Genomic DNA, 26,019 nt, shown 5'->3' with positions numbered 1-26,019 from the left:
CGGGGGGCGGGAGGCGGTGGAAGTCGCGTTTGCCTGTCGTCATGCAGCCTTCACAGGCGTTGCTGGTTGGCGAGGGAGGTCCGCAGTCGCTCGGCGTAAGGCCGCCGCTCCTCGGGTGTCGTCGTGCGCCGCTCTGGCGTCAACATATAAAGGTTGTCATCCACGTAGCGTGGGAAGACTTGGAGGTGATAGTGCCACACGTCCTGGCCGCCACCAGGCTCGTTGTGCTGGCGGGTCGAAACGCCTTCGCAACTGTAGACCGTCTTGAGTGTCAGAGCGATCACACGGGACACGTCATGAATGGCTGCCCCGTAATGCACGGGAAGCTCGTACAGGTTCTCGAAGTGCTCGTTCGGCACGATCACCACGTGTCCGGGGTTATTGGGCCACCAGCAGGAGGAAATAAAGGCGGTGACGAGTTCGTTTTGCAGCACGATGTCTTCAGGCTGCGTGTAGGGCAGAGGACGCGGTGTTCCGCGAACGACATCGCAAAACGGGCAGTCGTAAGGCTCAGGGGCGTGGTTATACATGTTGTTCCTTTCAGCAGCCCTACCGCCCGTGTGGCGTCAGGTCCATCCAGGCTTCCAGCGTGACCTGCACGTGGTCCGGGGCCGTGACCACGACTGGCACCGCCAGGGAAGCGGCAGCACTCGCGGCCCCATTCTCGCCCGGTTCGCCCGCCACCCCCAGGGCCCCCTGCCAGGCCGGGAACTCGCCCCCCTCGCGGTACCCGGCGCCGCCCGCGTCCTCCACCCGGCGTTCGGGGACGGTCACGGCGGGGCCGGAGGCGAGGGCACGCGGGGCGACGATCAGCACGCCGCGCGGTTCCAGTTCACGCAGGGCGGCGAGCAGCGGCGTCAGGCCGTCGTGAACGAGCAGGTCGACCCGGCCCTTGCCGTCCAACGCGGCGAGTTGCGAAGGGATACCCGCCGCGAGTTCGGGCGGAGCGGCGAGCAGCCAGCGGTGCCCGCCCGCCCGGCCCTCGAAACTCGCGTGGGCCGAGCCGTACACGTCCGTCCAGGTGCGCTTGTGTTCCATGCGGGTCAGGATAAGGGGCAGGCAAGGCAGAGGCTGCTCTGTGGCGGCAATAAAAAAGCCGCCTCTTGGGCGGTGATAAAGAGAATATAGCGTGGAATGCAGAAGAAGTCAACTTATGCACTTGGGAGCTTCGGGTCAAGCGTGGGGGGAGAGAAATCGGGTTGGCCGGACGGCGTCGGCTCCCGCGACCCTGCGCCTTGAGAGGCGAACAACACGGAACGTTCCGGGCAGGCATGAATGATGCCCGGTTCCGAGTTGTGCCCTTGGAACCGGTGGGGCGCCTGTTCCCCTCCCCTCACCCAAGCTCGTCCCACGTCTCCCCCGCTTCCGGGACCCGGAACCCATCCAGATCGTCATAGGGGAGCTTCAGCAGTTGTCCGGCGCCGTTCCAGCCGCTCAGCAGCGAGAGCGGCACGCCGCCGCCGGGGTGGACGGTGCCGCCCACCTGGACCAGATTCCGCGCGGAGGGGTGGGTCCAGCCGGGGCGCAGGCTGCCGGTCAGCCCATGCGGGGCACGGCCGTAGATCGCGCCCGCCACGCCGGTCCGCGCGTAGTCGGCGGGTGTGAGGGGCCGCCAGCCGGTCACCTCCAGCGGGAGGCGGTTCTGAAGCTGCCGCAACAGGAATGCGCCGTACCCGCGTGGGTCGCCGGGCACCGTGGGATCAGGCGGCGCGTTCACCAGCAGGAAAGCCAGGTCGCCGCCCAGGTGGAGGTACAGGGTGGGGTCGTCCGGCAACCGCCCCGCCCGGATGTCCCGCCACTCGCGGGCGTACTCGGCAGGCCAGAAAATGTGGTGGGCGTGGCCCCGGTCCTCCCGCAAGCGGAGTTGCAGCGCAAAACCGCTGATGCCCCGCGCTCCGGGGGCGGGCGGCAGGCCCAGCCAGCGGCGGGTGAGGGCGTGATCCGCGGCACTCACCCAGGCGTCGGCGGCGAAGGCCCCCCGGTCCGTGTGCGCGCCCAGCACCCGGCGCCCATGCGTGACGAGGTGCTGCACCCGCGTCCCGAACTCGAAGCGCACGCCCAGCGCCTCCGCCTGTTCGCGCAACTGTTCGGCGAGGGCGGCCATTCCCCCCGCCAGGTGCCAGACCCCGTAGCCCAGTTCCACCCAGGCGACGTTGTGCAGCACGGCGGGCGCGCGGTACGGATCGGCGCCCAGATAGGTCGCGAAGCGCAGCCAGAACGGCGTCAGGAAGGGGCCGCTCTGGACCAGGCGCGCGAGGCTGGACCAGGGGGCCGCCCGCCCTCCGCGCGTGAGGGCGTAGCGGGCCAGGGCCAGACGGTCAGGCGGCGGCCCGAACAGGAAGGTCGGGGCCGCGTCCAGGTACATGCGGCGCGAGGCGGCCAGCAATCGGACGTAGTCGCGGCCCTCCCGGAGCGAGAGTTGCGCGAGCGTCGCGTCCAGGCTCCCCGCGACGTGCAGCGCCTCGGGGGCGAAGGTGCGGCCCCCGGGACCGTGATAGGTGGTGGTCGGACGGGCGGCTTCCAGCCCGGGTGGCGGCAAACCCACCCGCGCGTGGAGGGCGCGGAACACCTGCGGCATGGTCACGACCGTCGGGCCGCTGGAAAAGTCCGCTTCGCCCAGGGCCGCCTTGCCGCCTGCCCGTTCCAGGCTGTCGAGCACGGTCACGTGGGCGCCCGCCTGCGCCAGCCGCAGGGCCGCCGCCAGGCCCGCGAAGCCCGCCCCGATGACGGCGACGTGGCGGGGGGAACGGGTCATTCCGCTCCCGCCTGCGCGTAGTCCCGGCCCTTCCAGCTCACCCGGGGGCGCAGGGCGCGCAGGTACACGGGCAGTGCCAGCAGCGGCGTGACCGGTCCCAGCAGCCCCTCCGCGAGGTCGGCGGGCGTGCGGCGGCCCGTGACCAGATTCACTGCCGTTCGCTCCAGCAGGCCTGCCGCCCGCAGCCACGTCACCCCGGAGAGGCGGGCGGGCAGCAGCCACGGCAGCGTGTACGCCGCCAGATGCCACGCGGCAGAGGCGACCAGCAGTGCCCGCGAGCGACCATGAAACGCCGCCGCATTCTTCCCGAAGCCCGCAACGGATCCCGGGTAACTCCGGTACATTCGCACGCCCACACAAGGGCCGCCCAGCGCCAGGGCCAGCCGCCCGCCGCGTGCCTTGAGGCGAGCCGCAAAGGTCACGTCCTCCAGCAGTTCGGCGCGCACCAGGGCATGCCCGCCCACCCGCTCATAGGCTTCCCGCCGGAAGGCCATCAGTTGCCCGTTTGCGGCGGCAGCACTCGCGTGCGGCAGGCGCAGGAGCGGCGCGGGCAGCAGGGTCAGCAGCACGGCGTCCACCAGCGGCGTGAGGAGCCGTTCGCCCGGCGTGACGTTGTGCTGTCGCGGGTACACGCTCAGCAGGTCGGCCCGCGAACGAGCCAGCTCGTGCAGCACGGCCCCGAGTGCCCCCGGGTGCCAGAACACGTCCGCGTCGGTGAAGATCAGGACATCACCCTTCGCCATCCACGCGAGTTGCTGGCAGGCCCAGGGTTTGCCGTGCCAGTCGCCGGGCAGCGGTTGTCCGGGAATCACCCCCGCGCCCAGTGCCCGGGCGACCTGCGCCGTCCCGTCGCTGCTGCCGTCGTCCAGCACCAGCACCTCGTGCGCACGCTGGGCGAGCAGGCCGGGGAGCGTGTGGGGGAGGTTGTGCGCCTCGTCGCGGGCAGGGACCAGCAGGGAAACGCGCGGGCCCGCGGGCGTGGGCCGGGGCCGCAGCCGGGGAAAGGTCAGCGCGTTCACGAGCAGGGCGGCCGCCTTGTACGCGAAGAACCCGCCCACCGCGAGCCGGTAGACGCGGAAAAGACGGCTCACCGGTCCCCCGTCAGCCGGGCCAGCGCGCGGCTGGGCCAGTCCAGGCGTTCGTGATCGCTGGCGCGGCCTGCCGTGAGGCGGAGGTATCCGGCGAGAGGCTGTTCGGGGTCGCTCCCCGCAAGGTCGGCCTCCAGCGCGGCGAGTTCCCGCGAGAGGGCCGCCACGAGGTCAGGTGCACCCACCGCCCGCCCGAACCGCAGATAAGCCTCCGGGTATTGCCCGCCCCGCAGCACCACCCGCAGCGCCACCGGCACCAGCGGCACGCCCGCCGTGCGCGCGATCCAGGCCGCGCCGGGCTTCACCTGCCGCAGGACCCCGGCGGGCCGGATGGCCCCCTCCGGAAACACCACCACCCACGCGCCCGCCCGCGCCGCCCGCACCGCAGGCCGCACCTCCTCCACCCCCAGCACGCCCACGCGCCGCAGGAAGGGGAAACGGGCCAGTTGCCGCGCCGTCATCAGCACCCGGAAATCGGCCCCCAGGGTCGCGGCCACCTCCCCCAGCACGTAGCCGTCCCACCAGGAATGGTGGTTGGCGGCCAGCACCGCGCCCCCGTGCGGCAGCGGCCCGCGCACCCACACGCCTCCCAGATGGGTACGGATGCTGTGACGAATGCTCGCCCGCAGCAGCACCCCGACCGGGTCAGCGCCGCTCACTTCTTCCCCCGCACCGCTCGCGCCAGCGCCAGTGCCCCCAGCATCGCCGCGAGCGTCACCGCCGCCTCCCGCTCCCGGCCCACCAGCACCAGGCCGCCGGGCAGAAAGAACGTCTCGATGGGGTACACGACGGCGAAAGTGAGGCGGGAAAGGTCGGGGCGGGGGGCGGGTTCGACACGGACGAGGCCGACCTTCACGCGCACGCGGCCCTCTCCCCTCACCTGCATCGGCCAGTTCCAGCCCCGCCGCCCAAAAAGCCCCGGTGCTACCCCCACGAAGGCCCAGCTCAATCCCGTCCCCACGGCCCACCAGCCCAGGAAGTTCTGCACCGGGGCACCCGCCCACAGCGGCGCGGGGTCGTTCCAGCGCCAGTAGCCCTCGGCGGTCATCAGCGGCTCCAGGCCCACGTCCCACGCGGCCAGCAGCAGACCGGCCAGCCAGGCCCGCCCCCCGGCCAGCAGCGCAGCGGACAGCGTCAGCGCGAACCAGCCCAGCGGCACGATCAGCGGCACGCCGAGCAGGGTCGGGGCAGGCGCGGCGGTGTAGGAATACGCCCCGAACGGCCACCCCGTCCGGCTCCCCAGCACTTCCACCCCCAGGCCCACGCCGAAAGCCAGCGCCGCCAGCCCCAGCGCCCGCCGCGCGCCGACCCGCTCCCAGACGTAGGCGAGGGCGGCGAGGAACAGCGCCCCGGTACTCAGCAGCGCCAGCAGCGGGAAGCGCTGGGGCCAGAGGGGCACCGGGATTTTCAGCACGGCATAGAGGACGGTCCACCCCATCCAGGGCCGCATCTGCCCGGCGAGAACAGCCGTCCGCCGCCGCAGCGCCCCCGCGAAGTCGCCTCCCAGCGTGTCTCCCGCCAGCGCCAGCACGCCGGAGAGCGGCAGGCCCAGCGCGATGAAGGCCCCGCCCAGGGCCGTCCCCTTCAGCACCAGCAGTGCCCCCAGAAAGGCCAGCCCCAGGGCCGCCAGGGCGAGGCTCCAGCGCAGGAGCGCGGGCGTCATGGGCCAGACCGCCCAGGGGAACGTCCGGCAAAGCTCCCGTCCACCCACCGCGGCCTCACCGCCACCCCCGCCGCGTGAGGTCCTTGACCAGCACCCGCGCCGCATTCCGCCCCGAGGCTCCCATGATGCCGCCGCCGGGATGGGTGCTCGCGCCCGTCAGGTACAGCCCCCTCAGGCCCGGCCAGCGGTACTGGCTGGCCCCCAGCCAGGGACGGAAGGCGAACATCTGGTCGAAGCTCATCTCCAGGTGCATCACGTTGCCCCGGTACAGGCCCAGCTCCCTCTCCAGCCACTGCGGCGTCTGCACCAGTTCGCCCACGATGGTGTCCCGCGTGCCCGGCGCGTAATGCTCGAAGGCACGCAGGATAGTCTCGCGCGCTTCCGCCTGGCGCCCCTCCCAGGTGCCCGACGCCAGCTCGTAGGGGTAATACTGCGCCCACAGCCACAGCACTTCGCCCCCGGGCGGCGCCAGGCTGTCGTCCACCGCCGAAAAGCTCATCGCGATCAGCGGCGGGTCGGTGGTGGGTTCGCCCGCCAGATATTCGCCGTAGCCCTTCAGCAGTTGCCGCTCGTTTTTGATCAGCAAGCCCAGGCCCACCCGGCTCTCCGGTTCGGTGTGCTGGCGATACCGCACCCGCTCGCTGAGGGCCAGCCGCAGCACCATGCCGAAGCCGTTGCCCACCCGCACGTTCCGCGCCGCTTCCGGCACGTATTCGGGCGGCAACGCCTGCGCCGTGGTAAGGAGGTGCGTCCCCGAGACGACCGCGCGGGCCGTGTACCTCTCCCCGCCCTCCAGCTCGATCCCCTGCGCCTTCCCGTCCCTGACCAGGATGCGTTTCACGGGCGCATTGACAAAGACCTGGCCCCCCTCGGCCTCCACAGCGCGGCGCAGGGCCTTCGTCAACCCGCCGCTCCCACCCTTGGGCCGCGCCACGCCGCCTGCGTGGTAGAGGGGATGCCACAGCAGAAAGGGAGCACTGAGGGGATCGGAGGGGGGTGGGCCGCTCTGCGCCGCCATCCAGACCAGCGGCGCCCGCACCCGTTCCTCTGAAAAATACTCGCGGGCCACGTCGCCGTAAGGGCGCAGGATGCGGGAAAGCTGCGCCTGCCAGTCACGCCCCTGGCCGCTCCTGACCACCATTTTCCCCAGGTCCAGCGGGCCGGGGGCCGAGTTGAACAGGTCGGCCACGCTGCGGGCAAAGGGCGTCCAGTCGTCCAGAAACCGGCGGTAAGCCTCCCCCTGACCGGGAAAGAGGGCCTCCAGTTCGCGCGCCGTCCGTTCGGCGTCGCGCCACATGAACCAGGGCGTTTCCCCGTCCGAGGCGTGAAACATCGGGTCCACTTCGAGGTAGTGCAGGCCGTGGCGGGTCAGTTCCAGTTCGCGCACCACCGGCGTCATGCGGATCAGGATGTGGGCGCTGCCACCGTAGTCGAAGCGGTAGCCGGGGACCAGTTCCTCGGTGCTCACCGCGCCGCCAACCACGTGCCGCCGCTCGAACACGCCGACCTTCAGCCCGGCCCGCGCGGCGTAGGCGGCGGTCACCAGCGCGTTGTGCCCCGCGCCCATCACCACAACGTCGAAGTCCGGCATGACCTGCATCCTGGCACGCCGGGCGGGAGAGAACGGTCAGGAATGCTCCAGGCGAAGGCACCGGCCGATAGAAAAACTTGACATAATGTTGTAGAAATACAACAATACGACGCATGGTTGCGAAGGCCTCCGGTCGCCCCTCCCCACCGCCCCTGTACAACCGGCTGGCGGTGCTGCGGGCCGAGCGGGGCCTCAGCCGCCAGGACCTCGCCGCCGCGGTGGGCGTGAACTACCAGACCATCGGGTATCTGGAACGCGGCGAGTACCACCCCAGCCTCGACCTCGCCTTCCGCCTCAGCGAGTTCTTCGGCCTGCCCATCGAGGCGATCTTCTCCCGCACGCCCTTCACGCCGCTCAGCGAGAAAGTCTACGGAGGTTCAGCATGAACGCTGCCAGCCGCCCCCGACCACTGGCACCTCTGCGCGCCCGTCGCCGCGTGGTTGTCCTGACCGCCATCAGCTTTCTCGGGTACGCCATCCTGATGGTGCTGGCCCTCCGCGTGGGCACACTGCGGACGCCCGACGAAACCCTGAGGAGTCTGGCCTACCTGAGCCTGCTCCTGAGCTTCGGCTCCGGGTATCACCTGTATGTTCCCCGGGTCCTGGGGCTGCCCGGCACCGACGACAGGCGGCTGGACGAACGGCAGCGCGAGGTCGTGATGCAGGCCAGAACGCAGGCCTACTGGGTGGTGAGCCTGCTGTTCGTGTTCGGGACCATCTACCTTTCTCTCGCCAGCGAGCGCGGCTGGCCTCTTCCCACAGGCCCGGACAGCTGGCAACTGATCGCCACCGGCGTCTCGTTTCTGGTGGGGGTAATGCCCGCCGCCATCCTCGCCTGGACGGAACCCGACTCGCCCGGCGAGGACCTCGCCAACGCCCTTCCGCTGCCTGACCCGCACGCCCACGGAGGTTCCGCATGAACGCGACTCTGCCCCAGCCCCGTCCGCTCGCGCCGCTCGCCACCCGCCGCCGCCTCGTATTGATGGCCGTGGGAGGGTACACGCTGTTTCTCCTGACCGTGGGCCTGGACAGTGCCTTCGGCCTGCCGGACGGCCTCCTGATTCCCCTCGCGCTGGTGAGCATGCTGCTGCTCTTCAGAGGCGGCATCCAGCTCATGAAGCCTTCCCGCCTGGGCCTGCCGGAAGGCCGCGATCACCAGATGGACGAGCGGCAGTGGCAGCGGCTCGCGCAGGCACACATCACGGCCTACCGCCTGCTGGGTGCCCTGTTCCTGCTCGCCGTGGTCTATTTCCTGCTGGCATTCAAACACCACCTGCCGACGCCCTCCACTTCGTTTGCCTGGATGAGCCTCTACCTGGGAGCCATCATCTTCATCCCCGCCCTGCCCACCGCCATCCTCGCCTGGACCGAACCGGACCCGCTGGAGGAATAAGCGGGCAGACAGACCGCTTGACCCTGTGGGGGTACGCTAGGACCATGTTCGGTCGCCGCGTCCCCCCCAATGTCGTGTTTCTGCTGAGCCTGCTGCTGGCCGTGCTGTCCGGGGTCGCGGCCTTCCGTTACGCGCGGGCGGAGAACTGGCTCCCGGCCCTGCTGTGGGCCGCCGTCGCCGTGTGGTTCCTGGTAGACGCGGCGCGCGCCTCCGGGTGGCGGAAGAAACCCTAGCCAAAGAAATCCTGACCCCGGGAACCGCGTCGCCTGGGCGGCCGCCCGACCTCTTCCGCAGACCATGTACGAATTCTCACAAGTCATGAAGCTTTTTGGACGTGTGGGGCGACACTTCTGGGCTTGACGTGCCGGTAAGTCTGGTATGGTTGAGAGAGCAACTGACTTTGCCTGACCGCGTCCCCGTGTCTGCGGGGCGCTCTCAATGGAGGAACCCCCGCATGAACCAAATGCGTTACATCATCACCCGCCCCTGCCTGCAAGAAGGCAGCCTGCGCCTGCTGAAGTACCTGGACGGCACCTTTCCCGAAAGTGGTCCCGCGCAGTTCGTGGGGGACCGGGGCCGCGAGTACACGGTGCAGGTGGACCGCGCGGCGGGGCGCGTGTGGGGCCTGCGCGACCTGTACCACGACGGCAACCTGGGCGTGAACGACGTGCTGATGATCACGCATCTTGCGCCGGGCCGCTACCAGGTGGAGGCGATTGTCAAGCCCCACCCGGCGCCCTTGCCGTCCTCGCGGCTGGCCAGCGAGCCGACCCCGGAAGCCCGGCGCGTGGTCGTGACGGCGACCCCGCATGTGCGCGAGGTGCGGCTGGAACAGCCCCGCCCGCAGCCGGGAGCCGCCGAGACGCCCGCCACGGTGCGCGCCACCGTCACACCCGCTGCCGAAACCCGCCCCCCGCTGGCCCCCGTGCAGGCGGCGCCGACGCCCCTGGTGCCGGTGGCCCCCGACTCCCAGCGCCCGGCCTCCCCGCGCTCCGAGGCCCAGGCGGCCGCCCCCATTCCGACCCGGCTCGAAGACCAGCTCGCCGAACTGTCCCGGCTGACCGGCTACCGGCTGACCTTCCCGGCGCCGGGGGTCGCGCGGCTGGCTGCCGAACTGGGCGCGCACGGGTACACGGTCCAGCTCGCGCTGAACGGGGACGCGCTGCGGACGCCCGCCTGGCGCGAAGGCGCCGATTACGCCGCCCTGATTACCACCGAGGCCGAACACCCCCAGAACCTGCACCGCCTGACTCGTGAGGCGCTGGCCGCGCTGATCGAACACGCCCGGCTCGCCCCGCTCTCCCCCATCGACCTGCGCGGGTACTGGAAGGCCGGAAACCTCGACCTGGCGTCGGCGGCCAGCATCTCGGAACTGGTGGGCGCGCACCTCGCCCAGCGCGGCGCGTTTTCCTTCGTGCTGCTCACGCTGGCCTCGCAGCCTGCCCACAGCATCGTCAGTGCCGCGCGCCTCGCCGAACGCCTGGGCAGCGGCGTGAACACCGCCGAACTGCACAGCATTCTGGATACCCTGACCCGCGCGCCGTTCCTGGCCCTGACGCCCCTGCCCGGCGGGCAATACCTGCTGCGCGGCGAGGTCCGCGACCTGCTGGCTGACCTTGCCGAGTACGCCGACGGTGTGCGCCGCCGACTGCGTCAACCGGCACAGCCGGCCACCCCGACCCCCACCCCGGTCTGAGGGCAGGCCCCGGCGCTCAGGGTTCAACGTTCGTTCCGCCCCCGCCGGGCCCCTGGAGGGAATCGCTGGTCGCGGCTGGCCCTTTATGACCTCGTAGGGTTCAGCCTGTCGAGCACCGGGGCTATCCTGCCCACCTGTTCTGGCATCAGAGCAAGTCGGCCTGAGGTGGACAGGCAGCCTGGGGAGAGGCTGGCACCCGCCCTCAAAGAGCAGCAGAAAACCCCACCGATCAGTGGGGTCTGCTGCTCCGCCGCACCGGCGGTGATAGCCGGTCACATCCCCTTGTCGTCCATCGCCGTAGTGCCGAAGGTCGTGCCGGTCGAGGTGCCGTCGTTCGTCTCGCCGGGGGGCTTGGGGATGCCCCGGTCCACCCGGTCGGTCGGTCGGCGGGGGCTGTCGGTCACGTCAGGTGTGTTGGTCATGCCGCTCTCGGACTCGCCGGTCCACTCGGAGCGGTCCCACATCTGGTTGCCCGCGTCGGGGGGCAGGCCGCCCTGGGCGTTTTCTGCGGCTTTGCGGTCAGTCGGGCGATCATCGTCAGAAGTCATAGGGCCTCCTTCAGCGGGACTGTTTTCAGGGGTGGTGGGGTTTCGGGGATGCTGGGGACGGAAGACTGAACACGGGGACGGGAACCCGTGTTCAGTGCCTTGATGCTGCTGCCTTTGCGTGATCAGGCGCCAGAACCCGTGTCAGGCTTCGGGCGCCCCGGTCCTCAGCGGTTGCCGCTCTGATTGTTGCTGTGGCTGCCTGAGCCGCTGGTGCCGCTCGAACCGCTGGTACTCCCCGTGCTGCCCGTGGTCCCGGTCGTGCTGCCAGTGCTGCCGGTACTCCCCGTCCCGGTCGTGCCGCTGGTACTGCCCGTGCTGCCCGTCCCGCCGGTGCTGCCGGACTGGCTCATTCCGGACTGGGACTGGCCCGAGCTGCTCTGGCTGCCCTGCTGTTGCACGCGGAGCTGGTTGTGGACATCCTTCACGCCGCGCACCCGCTCCACGCAATCTTCGGCCATGCGCTTCTGGTTGCGGTCGTTCACCGTGCCGGTCAGGGTCACTTCCCCATTCTGCACCTGCACCTCGATGTCGCTGGCGTCCACGCCGTGTTCGTCTTCCAGCGCGTCGTTCACCTGTTCCCGGATGCGGTCGTCGCTGCGCTGGTAGCCCTTGGGTCCCTTGCCCCGGTGGCTCTCCATGCCCGACTGGCCGTAGCCCTGGCCCTGCCCATAGCCCTGTCCCTGCCCGTAGCTCTGGCCCTGGCCGTAACTGGAGCCGCCGCCCATCCCGGAGCTGTAGCCCATCCCGCCCTGCATTCCACCCTGGGACCGGCCGCCTCCGTACTGGCCGCCCCCATACTGGCCGCCGTACTGGTCCCCCGACATGCCGCCCATGCCGCGGCCCTGGTTGCCGTAACTCTGGCCGCCGTACCCCTGGCTGCCGTAGCCGTAGCTCTGACCACTGGACATCCCCCGGTCACGGTCGCCGCCATACTGGCCGTACTGGCCGCCATACTGACCGGACATCTGGCCCTGGCCGTAGCTCTGCCCCTGGCTGGAGGACCAGCGGTCCGAGCCGTAGCCCTGGCCGCCCATTCCGCCGCCGTAGCCCATCCCGCCGCTGCGGTCCCGGTCGTAGGAGCCGCCGTAGCCTTGGCCATAGCCTTGACCGCCGTACCCCTGACCCATGCCCGAACGGTCACCGTAGCGGTCGCCGCCGTAGCCCTGGCCCATACCACCGCCGTAGGAGCCGCGCCCCTGATCCATGCCGTAGCCCTGCCCCTGGCCCATACCGCCGCCGTAGCCCTGGCCCATGCCGGAGCCGCCGTAGCGGTCATCGTCGCGGCCCCGGTACAGGTCGCCTCCGGGGTCCATGCCGCCCCGGCGGTCGTCGCGGTACATATCGCGGTCATCGTAACGGTCATCACGATTACGGGTCATGTGCTCCTCCAAGTCAGCGTGGGAAAACTGCCACCCGGACCCTCCGGGTGTCGCAGCTCCTCCACTGGTCTTGCCTCCCTAGTCATATCCGTCTAGACACCTGACTGGGATGACAGTTGATTTAAGGGCCGAGGTCAGCACCGCTCATGAAGATTGGGTGACGCGACCATCACAGGAACCGTCTGTGGGGGCGCCGCCGTCAGGGCCAGGGAACCTCGGATGAGGCGGCCCGCAGATGAGAAGAGGCTCGTTCGGGGGTTTTCGGTCCGGCGCTGTGCCCCAGGCGGGAACATGGCGGAGGCGCGCGGCCGCCCAGTCTGTTTTTCAGACGAGGGGTATGCTGGAGGGCGTTATGACGCAGTCGCAGACCATCATGTCCGGCGGGAACGCGGCCTTTATCGAGGGGCTGTATGAGGCGTACCTGGCCGACCCTGGAAACGTGGACCCCCAGTGGCGCGCCTACTTCGACGAGTTGCGCGGAGAGGCGCGCGAGACGGCCCATTCGGCGGTGCAGCAGGCGTTTTACCAGCTCGGCACCCAGCGCCGGGGCGGAATGGTCGTCCCGGTGCCCCAGGGCGTCAGCGGCGCGCAGCAGGCGGCGGGCGCGCTGATCACCGCCTACCGGGTGTACGGCCACATCAGCGCCCGGACCAACCCGCTCAGGATGCGCGGCCTCCCGGTCGTGCCCGAACTCACGCCGCAGTTCTACGGCCTCTCGGAAGCGGACCTGAACGAATATGTGCAGGAAGGGGCCTTCAGCGGCACCCTGCGCGACGTGATCGCGGAACTCCAGGAGACGTACTGCGGCTCCATCGGCTTCGAGTTCAACTATCTCCCAGCCAATGAGCGCAAGTGGTTTCAGGAACGCATCGAGCCGACGCGCGGGCGCGGCCCCTACAGCCCGGAAGAACGCCGCCGCTTTCTCCAGAAGCTGAACGCCGCCGAGGGGCTGGAGCGTTACCTGCACATCAAGTACGTGGGCCAGAAGAGATTTTCGCTGGAGGGGAGCGAGAGCTTCATCCCGCTCCTCGACCGCATCATCCAGCAGGCCGGGAAATTCGGCGTGAAGGAAACGGTCATCGGGATGGCCCACCGGGGCCGCCTGAACGTGCTGGTGAACATCTTCGGCAAGAAGCCCTCCGACCTCTTCGCGGAGTTCGAGGGCAAGAAGAAGCTCAGCGACAACCCCGACATTGCGGGCGACGTGAAGTACCACATGGGCTTTTCCAGCGACGTGCGCACGCCCGGCGGGCCGATGCACCTCGCGCTGGCCTTCAACCCCTCGCATCTGGAGATCGTCTCGCCGGTCGTCCACGGCAGCGTGCGTGCCCGCCAGGACCGCCGGGGCGACACGGGGCGCAAGCAGGTGCTGCCCATCACCATCCACGGGGACGCCGCCGTCAGCGGGCAGGGCGTGGTGATGGAGACGCTGAACCTCTCGCGCCTGCGCGGCTTCACGACGGGCGGGGCCGTCCGCATCGTGATCAACAACCAGATCGGCTTCACGGTCAGCGACCCGCGTGACACCCGTTCCAGCCGCTACTGCACCGATGTCGCCAAGATCGCCAACGCGCCGGTGCTGCACGTGAACGGCGACGATCCGGAAGCGGTGGCGTTCTGCGGCGACCTGGCGCTGGAATACCGCCAGACCTTCGGCAAGGACGTGTTCATCGACCTGATCTCCTTCCGCCGCCACGGCCACAACGAGGCCGACGACCCCACCATGACCCAGCCGATCATGTACCGCGAGATCAAGGGGCATCCCGGCACCCGCGCCCTGTACGCGCAGCAGCTCGAACAGGCGGGCGTGCTGAAGCCGGGCGAGGCGGACGCGCTGGTCGAACGCTACCGCGACAAGCTCGACGCGGGGGACGCGGTGGTCGAGGAGATCGAGAACCGGGAGCAGAGCGCGCTGGCCGCCGACTGGAGCAAGTACGTCCACACCCACTGGACCGAGGAGACGCCCACGGCGGTGCCCCAGGCCGAACTCACCGAGCTGGGCCTCAAGCTGGCCGAGGTGCCGCAGGGCTTCCAGCCGCACCGGGGCGTGAAGCGGGTGCTGGACGCCCGCCGGGCGATGGCGAAAGGCGAGCAGCCGCTCGACTGGGGCATGGGCGAGATGCTGGCCTACGCGACCCTGCTGGTCGAGGGCTTCAACGTGCGCCTCGACGGCCAGGACAGCGGGCGCGGGACCTTCGTCCACCGCCACGCCGTCCTGCACGACCAGAGCGCGCAGGACCCCCAGAACGAGGAATACGTCAGCCTGGCGCACCTCTCGCCCGACCAGGGCCGGGTGGAGATCGTGGACTCGACGCTCTCCGAGGAAGCGGTGCTGGCCTTCGAGTACGGCTACAGCACCAGTGAGCCCAAGGCGCTGGTCGCCTGGGAAGCGCAGTTCGGGGACTTCGCCAACGGCGCGCAGGCGGTGATCGACCAGTTCCTCAGCGCGGGCGAGAGCAAGTGGCAGCGCCTCTCGGGGCTCACCATGCTGCTCCCGCACGGGTACGAGGGGGCCGGGCCGGAACACTCCAGCGCCCGCCTGGAGCGCTACCTGCAACTGTCCGCCCAGAAGAACATGCAGGTGGTGGTGCCCAGCAGCGCCGCGCAGATCTTCCACCTGCTGCGCCGCCAGGTGCTGCGCCCCTACCGCAAGCCGCTGATCGTGATGACGCCCAAGAGCCTGCTGCGCAACAAGCTCGCCATGAGTCCGCTGTCCGAACTGGCGGAAGGCCGCTTTCAGGAAGTCATCGGGGACGACACGGTGCGGGAGGCCAGCCGGGTGGTCATCAGCTCCGGCAAGCTGCACTGGGAACTCTTCGAGGCGCGGGATGCCGACAAGGAAGGCCGGGCAGGCACGGCGCTGATCCGCCTGGAGCAGCTCTACCCCTTCCCCGCCGAGGCGCTGCGGGCCGAACTCGCCAAGTCCCCCGGCGCGCAGGTGGTCTGGGCGCAGGAGGAGCCGGAAAACCAGGGCGCCTGGCTGATGATCCGCGAGGACCTGGAACAGGCGCTGGCCCCGGGCCAGACCCTCACGCACGCCAGCCGCCCGCGCTCGGCCAGCACGGCCGTGGGCTACGCCAGCGTGCACGCGCTGGAGCAGGCGCAGGTGATCGCCGCCGCGCTGGGCGAGCCGGTAACGCGCAAGGACGTCAAGGCGCAGGTGCCGCTGATCGAGGAAGCCAAGCCGCAGGCGTGAGGGGGGTCTAACGGTCTGACCGTCTAAAGGCAACTTCTTAGACCTTTAGACGGTCAGACCTTTTGACTTCCTGGCGTCACCGCGTGAGTCACGCCCCCTGCGGGGTATAAAGGGACACGTTATGGCCGAAATCAAGGTTCCAGTCTTTTCCGAGTCGGTGAGCGAGGGCACGCTGCTGACCTGGCACAAGCAGCCCGGCGACGCCGTCAAGCGCGGCGAGGTCATCGCGGAGATCGAGACGGACAAGGTGGTGCTGGAAGTCACCGCCCAGCAGGACGGCGTGCTGACCAGCGTCGCCAAGAACGAGGGCGACACCGTGCTGAGCGAGGAAGTGCTGGGCACCATCGGTGAGGCGGGCAGCGCCCCCGCCGCCAGCAGCGCAGCTGCCAGCACTCCGGCCGTCACCGCACCCGCCGAGGCAACGGTCAGCGGCCCGGTGGCGAACGAGCCGACCGCGGGCGGCACCGCCGTCCAGGCCGACAGCACGGGACCGCAGCCCGCCGCGAACGAGGCCACCCGCCGCGACGACCTCTCCCCCGCCGTCCGCAAGATCGTCGCGGAGCAGGGCCTCAACCCCGCGCAGATTCCCGCGACCGGGCCGAAGGGCAACATCACCAAGGCGGACGCGCTGGGGGCGGCGAGCGGTCAGCAGGCAGCGACCACCACCCAGGCCGCGCCCGCTCAGGCCCCGGCACCCGCGCCCCAGGCGCCCGCCATTCAGGTACCGCAGGGGGACCGGCCCGAGCAGCGCGTGCCGATGACGCGCATTCGCCAGCGCATCGCGGAGCGGCTGAAGGAGGTGCAGAACACCGCCGCGATCCTGACCACCTTCAACGAGATCAACATGAAGCCCGCGATGGACCTCCGCAAGAAGTACCAGGACCAGTTCGTTGCCAAGCACGGCGTGAAGCTCGGCTTCATGAGCCTCTTCGTGCGCGCGGCGACCGAGGCCCTCAAGCAGTTCCCGGTCGTGAATGCCAGCGTGGACGGCAAGGACATCATCTACCACGGCTACTACGACATCGGCATCGCGGTGGCGTCCGAACGCGGGCTGGTCGTGCCGATCCTGCGGAACACCGACCAGATGAGCCTGGCCGACATCGAGAAGCAGATCGCGGAGTTCGCGCAGAAGGCCAAGACTGGCAAGCTGACGCTGGAGGACATGAGCGGCGGCACCTTCAGCATCACCAACGGCGGCACCTTCGGCTCGATGATGAGCACGCCGATCATCAACGCACCGCAGAGCGCGATTCTGGGCATGCACAACATCATCGAGCGCCCGGTGGCCGAGAACGGCCAGGTCGTGATCCGCCCGATGATGTATGTGGCCCTCAGCTATGACCACCGCATCATCGACGGCCGGGAAGCGGTGCTGTTCCTGGTGGCGATCAAAAACGCCCTGGAAGACCCGGCGCGGATGCTGCTGGAGATTTAATGCCACCCGTCAGGGGCGAGCGGAGCGAGTAGGCACAAGAGGCGCGGGCCGCCCCGCGCCGATCTATTCAGCGTTCAGCCGTCAGCGGTCAGCTTTCCGGGGAGGAGGCTGGCCGCTTTCAGTCGGTGGGCTACAGGCTTCAGCGGACGCGCCGGGGCTGGACGGGCCGGTAGGTTGGGGCATGGCAAATGTCTTGCACCTGATGACCGCGGGGGGCCTCCTCTCCCCCGAACTGGAAGCTGGGGTGCGGGAGGTGGCGCAGGAGGCCCTCACGCGGCACGCGGCGCGGCTGGGGCTGGACGGGGTGGATGTGGCGGTGTACATGACGCCCTGGACGCTGCCGGAAACAGGCGTCGGCGGTTACTCCCCCCTTCCCCATTGGGTACAGGTCACACTCACGCCAGAAAACCCGTATTTCATGACACGGTGGCGTACCGAGGTCCCCGCAACCCTCGCCCACGAACTGCACCACGCGCGGCGCTGGCGGGGGCCGGGGTACGGGCGGACGCTGCTGGAAGCCCTGGTATCGGAGGGACTGGCGCAGCATTTCGAGGCAGAGGAACGGGGGGCGCCGCCGCCTTACGCTCACGTTGACTCCAGCTTGGATACCCTCTGGCAGCGGGCACGGGCGGAACTGTACACGCCTACCTACAACCACGCCGCCTGGTTCTTCGGTTCGGAGGCGGCGAACCTCCCCCGCTGGGCCGGGTACGCGCTCGGCTACGAACTCGTGCGCCGCTTTCTTAACGTGGAAGGCGGCAACGCCATGAGCCATGCGGACGCCCCAGCCGAACTCTTCCGGGCTGTCTGGGAGCAAGGCAAATCGTAGCCCTGTCTTTCCTACCGCCCATCACCCACACCCTCCATCCCTCAAATCTCCTGCAAGGGCCGCGCTGCCAGCCACTCCGGCACCTCGTCCGGGGCGTAGGTGTCGAAGGTCAGGCGGGTCAGGCTGACGAGCGGATACCCTTCCAGCGGTCCCTCCTCCTTGCGGCGGTCCACGATGCAGGCGACAGCGACGCATCTGCCCCCCAGCGCCTCCACCGCGCGGACGGCCTTCAGGACGCTGCCCCCGGTGGTCAGCACGTCCTCGACAGCGACGAAGGTTTCTCCGGGCTGGATGCTGAACGCCTCGCGGACCTTCATGCCGCCTTTGCCGTCCTTTTCAGCAAAGATGGCGCGGGTGCCGTAATGCCTCGCCACCTCATAAGCCAGCACGACGCCGCCCATCGCGGGGCCGACGAGCAGGTCGGCCTGGATGCCTTCCTCGCGCAGCTTCTCCGCCAGGGCCTGCCCGATTTGCCCGGTGAGGTGGGGGTATTGCAGCACAGTGGTGGATTGCAGGAACTTGGGCGAGTGGCGGCCCGACGCGAGCAGAAAATGCCCCTCGTGGTACGCGCCTGCTTCCCGGTACAGCGCCAGAACGTCCATGCGGCGAGTATCGCATTCTGCATGTGCCGGGGGGTGCATGATGGGAGGCCGATGGGGAAGAGCCGCCAGCGGTCAGCAGTCAGCCTTCAGCGCAGCGGTGGAGACGGCCCATGAACCAGGCCTACGTAGACGCGAGCTGGCACGAACGCCCGGACGGGCACGGCGTGGGCGGCTGGGGGCTGGTGCTGCTGCTGCCGGGCGAACTGCCCGCCCGCTACCAGGGCCAACTGGACGCCCCCGACAACAATGCCGCCGAATTACGCGCGGTGCTGGAAGCCGTGCGGCACGCGCCGGAAGGGGAGCCACTGGCGGTCTACACGGACAACGAGGCCGTGATCGCGTCGGTGGGCCGGGGGCGCGGGCCGCACCTGCTGGCGGACCTCGCCCGGGAAGTGCAGGACGAGGCGGGAGCACGGGGCGTGCCGCTGCGGGTGGCGTACGTGCCGCGCACCCGGCGGCACATGCTGTCGGCCCACGACCTCGCCAATGACGCGCGGCGCGGGCTGGCCACACCCACCGCAGCCGGACCCCATGCCGACGTGCTGATCGAGCAGCGGCCCACCCTGCCCGAGGCGCGCGTCAGCCTGCGCCGTCACGGCGAACGGGTCACGGCACTGGTCAACCTCGATCCGCTGTCGGACGTGCCGCCGAGCGCCCAGGCCCTCCTGGCCGCCGTCACCCTGGCGCGGCCCGGTGAGGTGCTGCTGGTGCGCCGGGCCAGCAAGGTCGCGCAGGCGCTCTGGCAACGGCCCGAGCGTGCCCTGCGCCCCGCCGCCCACGCCGAGCTGGCCCAGGCGCGGCAGACGGCGGACGGGCTGGGCGTGCAGGTGGAGTTTCAGGGGACGGGGTAGGCCTGGAGGGGGGAGCGGTCCCGCCGTTCAGGCCTCGTAGAAGCCGAGCCGGTGGCCGTCAGGGGTCTTTACGGTGAAAGTACGGCCAAAGGGCATGTCGTGCGGCGGTTCAACAATCTCCGCGCCGCGCCGGGCGAGTTGCGTGTGGTAGTTCTCCAGATCCGGCACGATGAAATAGGCGGTCACACCCACACCGAGCGGCGGTCTGGCCTCACGGTCTTCACGGATCGCCAGCCCGGCACCGCTCGCCTGCACGAAAGCGTTCGCGCCGGGGCGCTCCTCGGTCGGCTCGAAGCCCAGCACCTCGGTGAAGTAGGCGCGGGCCGCCGGGTAATCGGGCGTATGCAGGGTGACAAAAGCGAGAATGGTTTTCATCTCTGACCTCCTGAATCCAGCTTGCCGGAGGACAGTGACATCCCTATGTCAGGAGCATCCGCCGCGCTTCCTCACGGACCTGCTCGCGCAGTTCGGGTGGCTCCAATACCCGGACGCCCGCGCCCCACGACAATACCCAGGCGAGAACGTCACGCAGGTCACGGATCTGGAGGATTACTTCAAAACCGCCCGCCACATCCTGTTCTGCCATCTGGAAGAAATGCGGCCGCTCCCGCACGGCCCGCCTGAGTTCGTGGGGAAACTGCAAGCGGACCTGCACTCCCCGCCGCTCGCGTTCTGGAGCGAGACCGGCCCGCCAGCGGGGGTCAAGCTCGAACGTCTGCGGCAACAGGCGCACTTCGGCCATCCGGGTGAGGCGGAAAGTCCGCCGCGCGCCGCGTGCCGGGTCGAACGCACCCAGGAGCCAGACGCCATGCAGGTGAATCAGGGAGAGGGGATAGACCTTTCGCGTTTCCACAGGGGCATCCGGCTTGTGATAGGCGAAGGTCACGGCGCGGCGGCCCAGCACGGCAGCGCGTAACCGCCGCAGCAACTCGGCGTCCCCGCTCTCATCCGGTGGAATCACGCGCAGGTGACGGCGCAATTCGGCCACTTCCACACGCTTGCCCTCGGGGAGAGCCGCCTCCAGTTTGCGCAGCGCCGAGGTCAACGCCTGGGCGTACTCGGCATCGAAAGCCCCCCGCACCGCGTCGCCGCCGAGGGTCAGCATCACCGCCTCTTCCACCGTCAGGTGAAGCGGTGGCAGGAAATAGCCTTCGAGCAGGCGGTAGCCCTTGCCCGGCAAGCTGACCAGCGGCACACCTGCCTCGCCCAGAGCCAGCATGTCGCGGTAAACGGTCCGCACGCTGACACCAAAGGTGAGGGCCAGGTCTTCGGCGGGCGTCCAGCCCTCTCCGCGAAGTTCAAGCAGCAACGCGAAGAGGCGGTCCGTCCGGTTCATGGGGAGAGTTTAGGATTCCGGCAGCTTCTCCCCGCCGGGGAATTGCCCCTCACACTTCCGTCGTCTCCCCCGGCGCCAGCACCCGCACGTCCACGCCGCGCTCACGGCCTTCGCGCGCAAAGACCTGTGGGTCGCCGGTCAGGACCGGGAAGGTGCCGTAGTGCATGGGGATGGCGATGCGGGGACGCAGCAGGTCCAGCGCGCGGGCGGCCTCCTCCGGCCCCATCGTGTAGTGGTCCCCAATGGGCAGCAGGGCGACGTCGAGGCCCGTGTCACCGATCAGCCGCATGTCGGAAAAGAGGCCCGTATCCCCCGCGTGGTACACCCGCACGCCGTCCATCTCGATGATGAGGCCGGTGGGCATCCCGCCGTAGGTGCCGTCGGGAAAGGAGGAGGAATGCCAGGCGGGGGTCAGCGTGACGCTGCCCCAGGGGGCGCGGTAGGTGCCGCCGATGTTCATGGCGACGGCGTTCTGCGCGCCGTTCTTCTCCGCGTAATGGCCGATCTCGGCGGTACCGATGATGGGCACCCCGGCTTTGGCAAAGTCCAGCGCGTTGCCCCAGTGGTCGCCGTGCGCGTGGCTGATCAGCACGGCGTCCACGTTCCAGCCCAGCGCCTCCTCAACGGTGATGGGCGACTTGGGATTGCCCGCGATAAAGGGGTCGATCAGGACGCGGTGGTCGCCGCTGCTCAGCAGAAAAGCACTCTGGCCCAGGAAACGGAGTTGCATAGCCCCCAGTGTAGACAGGACGCGGGAGAGATGCGCTGGGCCTTTCCTCACGCAGGGCAACCGCAACGTCCGGTTTTGGAAGTGCGCGCCCCGGTCAAACCCTCAGTCAGCTTTGCTGATTGCCCTCCAGCAAGCCAATATCATTGCCCCCCTTTGAACTCTTGATGCGCAATAGAAGCTCGCTGTCTGGGATGGGTTTTTTCTCCCTCCCCCTTGCAGGGGACTCGTAGAGCTGCGAAGCAGAGGGCTGGGGAGGGGGTGGCGGGCGAAGCTCACCCTCGTGCCAGACAAGAAAAACGCTCCCGCTTTTCCTGCCCGCCAGCCCTGTAATGCATATCAGCCGTCTTGAGGGGAGGTGGCCCGCAGGGCCGGACTCGCAGAACCGCGCAGCAGAAGGGTTAGACCAGGGCTGTGCGAACCTTGCGACTTTGCGTGGCCCTGTTTTCTCACGGTTGTGCGGGCCGCTGGTCAGGCGCTGGCCCTATAGTGGGCGGGTGCCGCACGGTTGCCCACGCGGCGGGAAGGAGCGCCGCGCATGTCCCTGTTTCCCGGGTTGCTGAGCCTGCGGGACGTGCTGGACGTGGCGCTGGTCACGTTCCTGATCTACCAGGGCTACCTGCTGGTGGTGGGCACCCGCGCCGTGAACGTGCTGCGCGGGATTCTGGTATTTGCGGGTGTGTGGGTGCTGGCGCAGCTCCTGGGCCTGACCACCCTGAGTTACCTGCTGGGCCGGGCAGGCACGGTGGGCCTCTTTGCGCTGGTGGTGCTGTTCCAGCCGGAGCTGCGCGCGGCGCTGGAACGGGTGGGCCGCCCGCGGGGGCGCGACGTGCGCGCGAGCGGCGCGGCGCTGCAAGACCTCGCGCGGGCGATGGAGCGCCTGGCCGAGCGCAAGACCGGGGCGCTGATCGCCCTGGAACGCCGCACGCCGCTGGGAGAGTACGCGGCGACCGGCGTGATCCTCGACGCGGTGGTCAGCGCGCCCTTTCTGGAGGCACTGTTCGCGCGCAACGCGCCCCTGCACGACGGCGGCGTGATCATCCAGGGGTCACGGGTGGTCGCGGCGGGCTGCCTCTTTCCCCTCCAGTCCAGTGACGGCACCTACCGCCGCTACGGCACGCGGCACCGCGCGGCCATCGGCCTGTCCGAACTGACCGACGCGGTGGTGCTGGTGGTGAGTGAGGAGCGGGGCAGCATGCGGATCGCGCTGGCCGGGCGGCTGGGGCCGGACCTGAACGGCAGCGAACTGCGCGAGCAGCTCCGGGCGCTGGTGTACGACCGCGCCGACCTGAATGGCGACCTGCCTCCCGCCCCGGTGCCCCCCATGCCCGAGGCCGGGGTGGAGAGCCCGCCCACCGAACGGGGGAGCGCGTGACGGGGGGGCAACTGGGCCGCTGGGCCAACCCGCGTTACCTGTGGCGGCGGTTCCTGCACAACCTGCCCGCCAAGCTGCTGGCGCTGGCGGTGGCCGTGACCCTGTGGTTCGTGGCGACCGCCGACCGCCGCGCCAACGTCGAGCAGGGCTACGACGTGCCGGTCACGGTCAGCGACACGACCGGCGGGCGCGGCGTGGGCACCCGCACCGTGAGCGGCCTCTCGCCCGCCACCGTCCGCGTGATCCTCAGTGGGCGGCCCGAGCGGCTGCGCGAGCTGAGCGGCGACGCCATCGACGCCGTCGTGGACGTGACGGGCGTGCCGGAGGGCAGCTTCACCCGGCCGGTGACGGTCCAGGCCCCCACCGGGACGGTGCTGCGGCGGCAGACGCCCGAGCGGGTGCAGGGCTTCGTGGATACCCTGCTCACCCGCACGCTCCCGGTGACCCTGAGTGTCGCCGCGCCCTCCGAAACCAGCGTGCCCCGCTACGTCGTGACGCCCGGCGAGGCGTCCGTCAGCGGACCGGGCCGGGTGGTGACGACCGTGCGCCGCCTGGTCAGCAGCCCGCTGTCCCTGGCCCCCGGTGAGGACCACGAGGCCCCCCTGATCGCCCTGAACGACCAGGGCGCGCCGGTCCAGGGCGTGATCACCCGGCCCGCCACCGTCACGGTGCGCCGCCTGGACACCGGCGAGCTGCCGATCAAGACCCTGCCCGTGGTGCTGAACCGTCCGCCCGCCACACTGCGGGTCGTCTCAGCCAGCGTGCAGCCGAGCAGCGTGCGCGTGGTCGCCGCACCGGAACTGCTGGCCAACCTGCGCGAGGTGCCCGGCACCGTCACGTACCACGAGGGCACCTACACGGCCCCGGTCACCCTGCGCGTCCCGGCCGGTGCCCAGGTGCTGGAGCGGGTCAACGTGCGCCTGACGGTGGAACGCCGCACCTCCCTGACGCCGGGCACCGGGAGCGGGACGGAGCCGCGCTGATCGCGGCGGCCCACGGGAAAGGCGGCCAGGAGGAACGACTGGGGTGAACATCAGGATTTGGGGGGCGGCGGGGCGTATACTCCCGCTATGGTGTGGCGCATGACCCACTTGGCCATATGATCGCCGAGCTGCCCGGCTTCCGGCACCCGCTGGCCGAACTGGTCGGCTGGGACGAACGTGTGCGGCTGATGGTGCGCCCGCGCCGCTTCGAGCATGTGCTGCGCGTGGCCGAACTCGCCTGCCGGATCGCCCGCGCCAACGGCCTGGACGAGGCCCGCGCCTACGCGGCCGGAATCCTGCACGACATCGCCCGCGACCTGCCCGACGCCGAACTGCTGCGCCTCGCGCCGCCCGAGTGCCCCATCGACAGCGCCCATCCCCTCGCCCTGCACGGCCGGGCCGCGCGCACCCTGCTGGAACGCTGGGGGTACGCGGACCGGGTGGTGCTGGAAGCCGTCGAGGACCACACCACCGGCCCGCGTGGCGGAAACCCGGTGGCCGCCTGCGTGTACGTGGCGGACGTGTCCGAACCCGGACGCGGCGTGAACGACGACATCCGCGAGCTGGCGCTGCGTGACCTGGAAGCGGCCCTCAACTGCGCCATCGTCTCCAAGGTGACCTACCTCCAGGGCCGCGGGATTCAGGTGCATCCCCGCACGCTGCGCGCTTACCAGGCCCTGTCCTGCGGGGGTCAGCCCGCGGTGGTCACGGCCCCGGCGGGCGGCGCCCTGGCTCCCACCGCGCCCGACCCCCACCCCCCCACATGACTGTTTCTCCACCGACCTCTCCTTCTGCCTCTTCCGACCCCGTCTCCCTGTCCCGCCGCCGGGCACGGCTGCGCGGCGTGCAGGTGTTCGGCCTGAGCCTGGCGGCCCTGACGCTGGGGGGCCTGGCGGTGCTGAGCGCGCCCGGCAACGCGGCGGCGTCGGCCCTGCCCGCGGGGGGCCTGCCGCATTTCACGCTGCTGCTGGCCGGGCGGGACATCGTGTACTGCGCCTACCACACGCCCTGCAAGAACCAGGACCAGCGCACCGGGTTGCTGCAAACGCCCAACACCGACACGCTGATGCTGGTCAAGGTGGACGGCACCCACGTCAACGTGCTGAATATCCCGCGCGACACCAACGTCGGGGACTTCGACCCCCGGCAGTCTCCTGCCGCGCAGAAGGTCAACAGCCGCTACTGGTCGGGCGGCCCGCGGGGGCTGACGCAGGCGGTGGAGACGATCACCGGGGAACCGGTGGACGCCTACGTGATCGTGCGGGCCGACTACGTGGCGCGGGTGATCGACGCGCTGGGGGGCCTGGACGTGACCGTCCCGGAAGGCGGCATCGAGTGGGTGGACCAGGCGGCGGGGGTGAACCTCAAGCTGGGCGCGGGCCCCCACCATCTGAACGGTGAGCAGGCGGTGCTGTTCCTGCGCGTCCGCAAGGGCTTTGGGGACGACTACGGGCGCATCGACCACCAGAAGCAGGCCCTGACCCAGCTCGCCGCCCGGCTGAAGTCGCCCCAGGGGCTCAGCGCGCTGCCCACCATCCTGGGCGGCATCGGCAACGGCGTGGAGACGAACGTGGACCCGAACCTGCTGCCCACGCTGCTGCCGGAGCTGCCGCACCTCAAGCTCACCTTCGCCACGCTCCCCACCCGCACGATCCGGGGCAGCTTCAATCTGGCGGTGGACCGTGAGGCGCTGGCGCGGGTGTGGGGAACGGCGGGGAACGAGGCCGCCAGCGCGGAGGCTTCACCCGACCTTCCCGCCGTCACCGTGCGCGTCGTGGACGCCAGCGGCGCGAACCTCGGCCCGGCACTCGCGCGGGCGCTGCGGACGCTGGGGTATGCCCGCGTGACCGTGCAGAGCGTGCCCGCCAGCGGGGAGGCCAGCCAGGTGTTCACCCAGCAGGACGTGCAGGCCGCCACCCAGCTCGCCGACACGCTGGGGCTGCCCCGCCTGCAAGGCGAACGTTTCCCCGTCGAGGCGGGCGAGGTGGGTATTCTGCTGGGCAGGGACGCCCGCCAGAGCCTCGCCGCCCTGAGCGCCCTGAATGGGGACGCCGCCTCTCAAGTTGCCCCCACCCCACCGGAGAACCGATGACCCCAGACACCCGCAACACAGACACCCACAGTGCCAACCCCCACAGCGACCTGATCCACCAGCAGCTCCGCGCCATCGTGGACGCCGCCCGTGAGCGCCGCGCCGAGGACGTGGTCGTGCTCGACCTGACCGACGTGTCCTCCACCCTCGAATACTTCGTGATCTGCACGGCCACCGCCGGACTCCAGCTCAACGCCGTGCAGGAGAACATCCGCGAGAAGGCGCAGGAGGCGGGCCTCCCCCGCCCCACCGTGGAGGGGCCGAGTGAACGCTGGCTGCTGCTCGCCTTCGGCGGAAGTATCGTGGTCCACATCATGACCAAAGACGCCCGCGAGTACTACGACCTGGAAGGGCTGTGGAGCGACGCCCGCGTCCTGCCCTTCCCCGAGCAGGCGCCGAACCGGACGGTGTAGGAGAGAGCCGTCAGCGGTCAGCCTTCAGCCAACACAAAGCTGAGGGCTGACCGCTGAAAGCTGCTCCT

At 69.9% G+C, this 26,019-nt stretch carries 27 protein-coding genes; 14 read left to right on the top strand and 13 right to left on the bottom strand.

Annotation, left to right across the window (positions count from 1 at the left end; translation table 11 throughout):
• Positions 1–50: 50 nt before the first annotated feature.
• From E5F05_RS06765 to E5F05_RS06735, 7 genes are all read right to left on the bottom strand, one after another.
• Positions 51–530: an HIT family protein gene (locus E5F05_RS06765; protein WP_129117866.1), complete on the bottom strand. Its 480-nt coding sequence runs from the start codon at positions 528–530 to the stop codon at positions 51–53.
• A 19-nt stretch (positions 531–549) separates the two neighbouring features.
• Positions 550–1,038, bottom strand: a complete 489-nt coding sequence (locus E5F05_RS06760) for a hypothetical protein (protein ID WP_129117865.1) — start codon at positions 1,036–1,038, stop codon at positions 550–552.
• 295 nt (positions 1,039–1,333) lie between these two features.
• Complete coding sequence (locus E5F05_RS06755) at positions 1,334–2,755, bottom strand: phytoene desaturase family protein (RefSeq protein WP_129117864.1); 1,422 nt, start codon at positions 2,753–2,755, stop codon at positions 1,334–1,336.
• Positions 2,752–3,846: a glycosyltransferase family 2 protein gene (locus E5F05_RS06750; protein ID WP_129117863.1), complete on the bottom strand. Its 1,095-nt coding sequence runs from the start codon at positions 3,844–3,846 to the stop codon at positions 2,752–2,754. The genes E5F05_RS06755 and E5F05_RS06750 overlap by 4 nt, the downstream gene beginning before the upstream one ends.
• Complete coding sequence (locus tag E5F05_RS06745; protein WP_129117862.1) at positions 3,843–4,502, bottom strand: lysophospholipid acyltransferase family protein; 660 nt, start codon at positions 4,500–4,502, stop codon at positions 3,843–3,845. Before E5F05_RS06745 ends, E5F05_RS06750 begins: the two co-directional genes overlap by 4 nt.
• Positions 4,499–5,506 carry a carotenoid biosynthesis protein gene (locus E5F05_RS06740; RefSeq protein WP_129117861.1) on the bottom strand — a complete coding sequence of 336 codons (1,008 nt, stop codon included), beginning with the start codon at positions 5,504–5,506 and terminating at the stop codon, positions 4,499–4,501. The genes E5F05_RS06745 and E5F05_RS06740 overlap by 4 nt, the downstream gene beginning before the upstream one ends.
• Before the next feature lie 55 nt (positions 5,507–5,561).
• On the bottom strand, positions 5,562–7,097 hold the full coding sequence (locus E5F05_RS06735) for a phytoene desaturase family protein (protein ID WP_129117860.1): 1,536 nt from the start codon (positions 7,095–7,097) through the stop codon (positions 5,562–5,564).
• Between the two features lie 113 nt (positions 7,098–7,210).
• Between E5F05_RS06735 and E5F05_RS06730 the strand changes: the two genes are divergently transcribed.
• The 5 genes from E5F05_RS06730 to E5F05_RS06710 all read left to right on the top strand — a co-directional run bounded on the left by E5F05_RS06730 (position 7,211) and on the right by E5F05_RS06710 (position 10,185).
• A complete protein-coding gene (locus tag E5F05_RS06730) occupies positions 7,211–7,483 on the top strand; it encodes a helix-turn-helix transcriptional regulator (RefSeq protein WP_129117859.1) in 273 nt (90 codons plus the stop codon).
• Positions 7,480–8,016: a hypothetical protein gene (locus E5F05_RS06725; RefSeq protein WP_129117858.1), complete on the top strand. Its 537-nt coding sequence runs from the start codon at positions 7,480–7,482 to the stop codon at positions 8,014–8,016. Before E5F05_RS06730 ends, E5F05_RS06725 begins: the two co-directional genes overlap by 4 nt.
• Entirely contained in the window at positions 8,013–8,489 is a 477-nt protein-coding gene (locus tag E5F05_RS06720; protein ID WP_129117857.1) for a hypothetical protein, read from the top strand. Before E5F05_RS06725 ends, E5F05_RS06720 begins: the two co-directional genes overlap by 4 nt.
• A 44-nt stretch (positions 8,490–8,533) precedes the next feature.
• A complete protein-coding gene (locus tag E5F05_RS06715; RefSeq protein ID WP_129117856.1) occupies positions 8,534–8,722 on the top strand; it encodes a hypothetical protein in 189 nt (62 codons plus the stop codon).
• Positions 8,723–8,952: 230 nt separating this feature from the next.
• Positions 8,953–10,185, top strand: coding sequence for a hypothetical protein (locus E5F05_RS06710; protein ID WP_129117961.1), 1,233 nt, complete (start codon positions 8,953–8,955; stop codon positions 10,183–10,185).
• A 272-nt stretch (positions 10,186–10,457) separates the two neighbouring features.
• On the opposite strand, the gene E5F05_RS06705 is transcribed toward E5F05_RS06710, so the two are convergent.
• Together E5F05_RS06705 and E5F05_RS06700 are read right to left on the bottom strand one after the other, a co-directional pair.
• Positions 10,458–10,733, bottom strand: coding sequence for a hypothetical protein (locus tag E5F05_RS06705; protein ID WP_129117855.1), 276 nt, complete (start codon positions 10,731–10,733; stop codon positions 10,458–10,460).
• Between the two features lie 164 nt (positions 10,734–10,897).
• Positions 10,898–12,112, bottom strand: a complete 1,215-nt coding sequence (locus E5F05_RS06700; RefSeq protein ID WP_129117854.1) for a BON domain-containing protein — start codon at positions 12,110–12,112, stop codon at positions 10,898–10,900.
• A gap of 352 nt (positions 12,113–12,464) precedes the next feature.
• On the opposite strand from E5F05_RS06700, the gene E5F05_RS06695 reads away from it, so the two are divergent.
• The 3 genes from E5F05_RS06695 (at position 12,465) to E5F05_RS06685 (ending at position 17,572) form a co-directional block, all read left to right on the top strand.
• Positions 12,465–15,308, top strand: a complete 2,844-nt coding sequence (locus tag E5F05_RS06695; protein ID WP_129117853.1) for a 2-oxoglutarate dehydrogenase E1 component — start codon at positions 12,465–12,467, stop codon at positions 15,306–15,308.
• 121 nt (positions 15,309–15,429) lie between these two features.
• The gene (odhB, locus tag E5F05_RS06690) at positions 15,430–16,743 is read left to right on the top strand and encodes a 2-oxoglutarate dehydrogenase complex dihydrolipoyllysine-residue succinyltransferase (RefSeq protein WP_129117852.1); all 1,314 of its coding nucleotides are present in this window, start codon (positions 15,430–15,432) and stop codon (positions 16,741–16,743) included.
• 181 nt (positions 16,744–16,924) lie between these two features.
• Complete coding sequence (locus E5F05_RS06685) at positions 16,925–17,572, top strand: DUF2268 domain-containing putative Zn-dependent protease (RefSeq protein ID WP_129117851.1); 648 nt, start codon at positions 16,925–16,927, stop codon at positions 17,570–17,572.
• A gap of 41 nt (positions 17,573–17,613) precedes the next feature.
• Here E5F05_RS06685 and pyrE read toward each other — a convergent pair whose 3' ends face one another.
• Positions 17,614–18,174 carry an orotate phosphoribosyltransferase gene (pyrE, locus tag E5F05_RS06680; protein ID WP_129117850.1) on the bottom strand — a complete coding sequence of 187 codons (561 nt, stop codon included), beginning with the start codon at positions 18,172–18,174 and terminating at the stop codon, positions 17,614–17,616.
• Between the two features lie 110 nt (positions 18,175–18,284).
• Here pyrE and E5F05_RS06675 point away from each other — a divergent pair, with 110 nt between their 5' ends.
• Positions 18,285–19,025: a ribonuclease HI gene (locus tag E5F05_RS06675; protein WP_129117849.1), complete on the top strand. Its 741-nt coding sequence runs from the start codon at positions 18,285–18,287 to the stop codon at positions 19,023–19,025.
• Between the two features lie 27 nt (positions 19,026–19,052).
• Here the strand turns inward: E5F05_RS06675 and E5F05_RS06670 are convergent, their stop codons facing one another.
• The 3 genes from E5F05_RS06670 to E5F05_RS06660 are packed head-to-tail and all read right to left on the bottom strand — an operon-like array spanning position 19,053 to position 21,091.
• Complete coding sequence (locus E5F05_RS06670; RefSeq protein ID WP_129117848.1) at positions 19,053–19,400, bottom strand: VOC family protein; 348 nt, start codon at positions 19,398–19,400, stop codon at positions 19,053–19,055.
• A 43-nt stretch (positions 19,401–19,443) separates the two neighbouring features.
• Positions 19,444–20,361 carry a helix-turn-helix transcriptional regulator gene (locus E5F05_RS06665; RefSeq protein ID WP_129117847.1) on the bottom strand — a complete coding sequence of 306 codons (918 nt, stop codon included), beginning with the start codon at positions 20,359–20,361 and terminating at the stop codon, positions 19,444–19,446.
• A gap of 49 nt (positions 20,362–20,410) precedes the next feature.
• On the bottom strand, positions 20,411–21,091 hold the full coding sequence (locus E5F05_RS06660) for a metal-dependent hydrolase (protein ID WP_129117846.1): 681 nt from the start codon (positions 21,089–21,091) through the stop codon (positions 20,411–20,413).
• Between the two features lie 535 nt (positions 21,092–21,626).
• Between E5F05_RS06660 and cdaA the strand changes: the two genes are divergently transcribed.
• From cdaA to rsfS, 5 genes are all read left to right on the top strand, one after another.
• The gene (cdaA, locus tag E5F05_RS06655; RefSeq protein WP_129117845.1) at positions 21,627–22,463 is read left to right on the top strand and encodes a diadenylate cyclase CdaA; all 837 of its coding nucleotides are present in this window, start codon (positions 21,627–21,629) and stop codon (positions 22,461–22,463) included.
• Complete coding sequence (locus E5F05_RS06650; RefSeq protein WP_129117844.1) at positions 22,460–23,446, top strand: CdaR family protein; 987 nt, start codon at positions 22,460–22,462, stop codon at positions 23,444–23,446. Before cdaA ends, E5F05_RS06650 begins: the two co-directional genes overlap by 4 nt.
• Before the next feature lie 116 nt (positions 23,447–23,562).
• On the top strand, positions 23,563–24,213 hold the full coding sequence (gene yqeK, locus E5F05_RS06645; RefSeq protein WP_129117843.1) for a bis(5'-nucleosyl)-tetraphosphatase (symmetrical) YqeK: 651 nt from the start codon (positions 23,563–23,565) through the stop codon (positions 24,211–24,213).
• Positions 24,210–25,538 carry an LCP family protein gene (locus E5F05_RS06640; RefSeq protein WP_129117842.1) on the top strand — a complete coding sequence of 443 codons (1,329 nt, stop codon included), beginning with the start codon at positions 24,210–24,212 and terminating at the stop codon, positions 25,536–25,538. Before yqeK ends, E5F05_RS06640 begins: the two co-directional genes overlap by 4 nt.
• Positions 25,535–25,951, top strand: a complete 417-nt coding sequence (gene rsfS / locus E5F05_RS06635) for a ribosome silencing factor (protein ID WP_241687070.1) — start codon at positions 25,535–25,537, stop codon at positions 25,949–25,951. Before E5F05_RS06640 ends, rsfS begins: the two co-directional genes overlap by 4 nt.
• Positions 25,952–26,019 lie beyond the last annotated feature (68 nt).

The sequence above is a fragment of the Deinococcus metallilatus genome (assembly GCF_004758605.1).
Classification (GTDB): domain Bacteria; phylum Deinococcota; class Deinococci; order Deinococcales; family Deinococcaceae; genus Deinococcus; species Deinococcus metallilatus.
The sequence above is the reverse complement of the archived record's forward strand: the minus strand, read 5'-3'. Positions and strand labels throughout refer to the sequence as shown.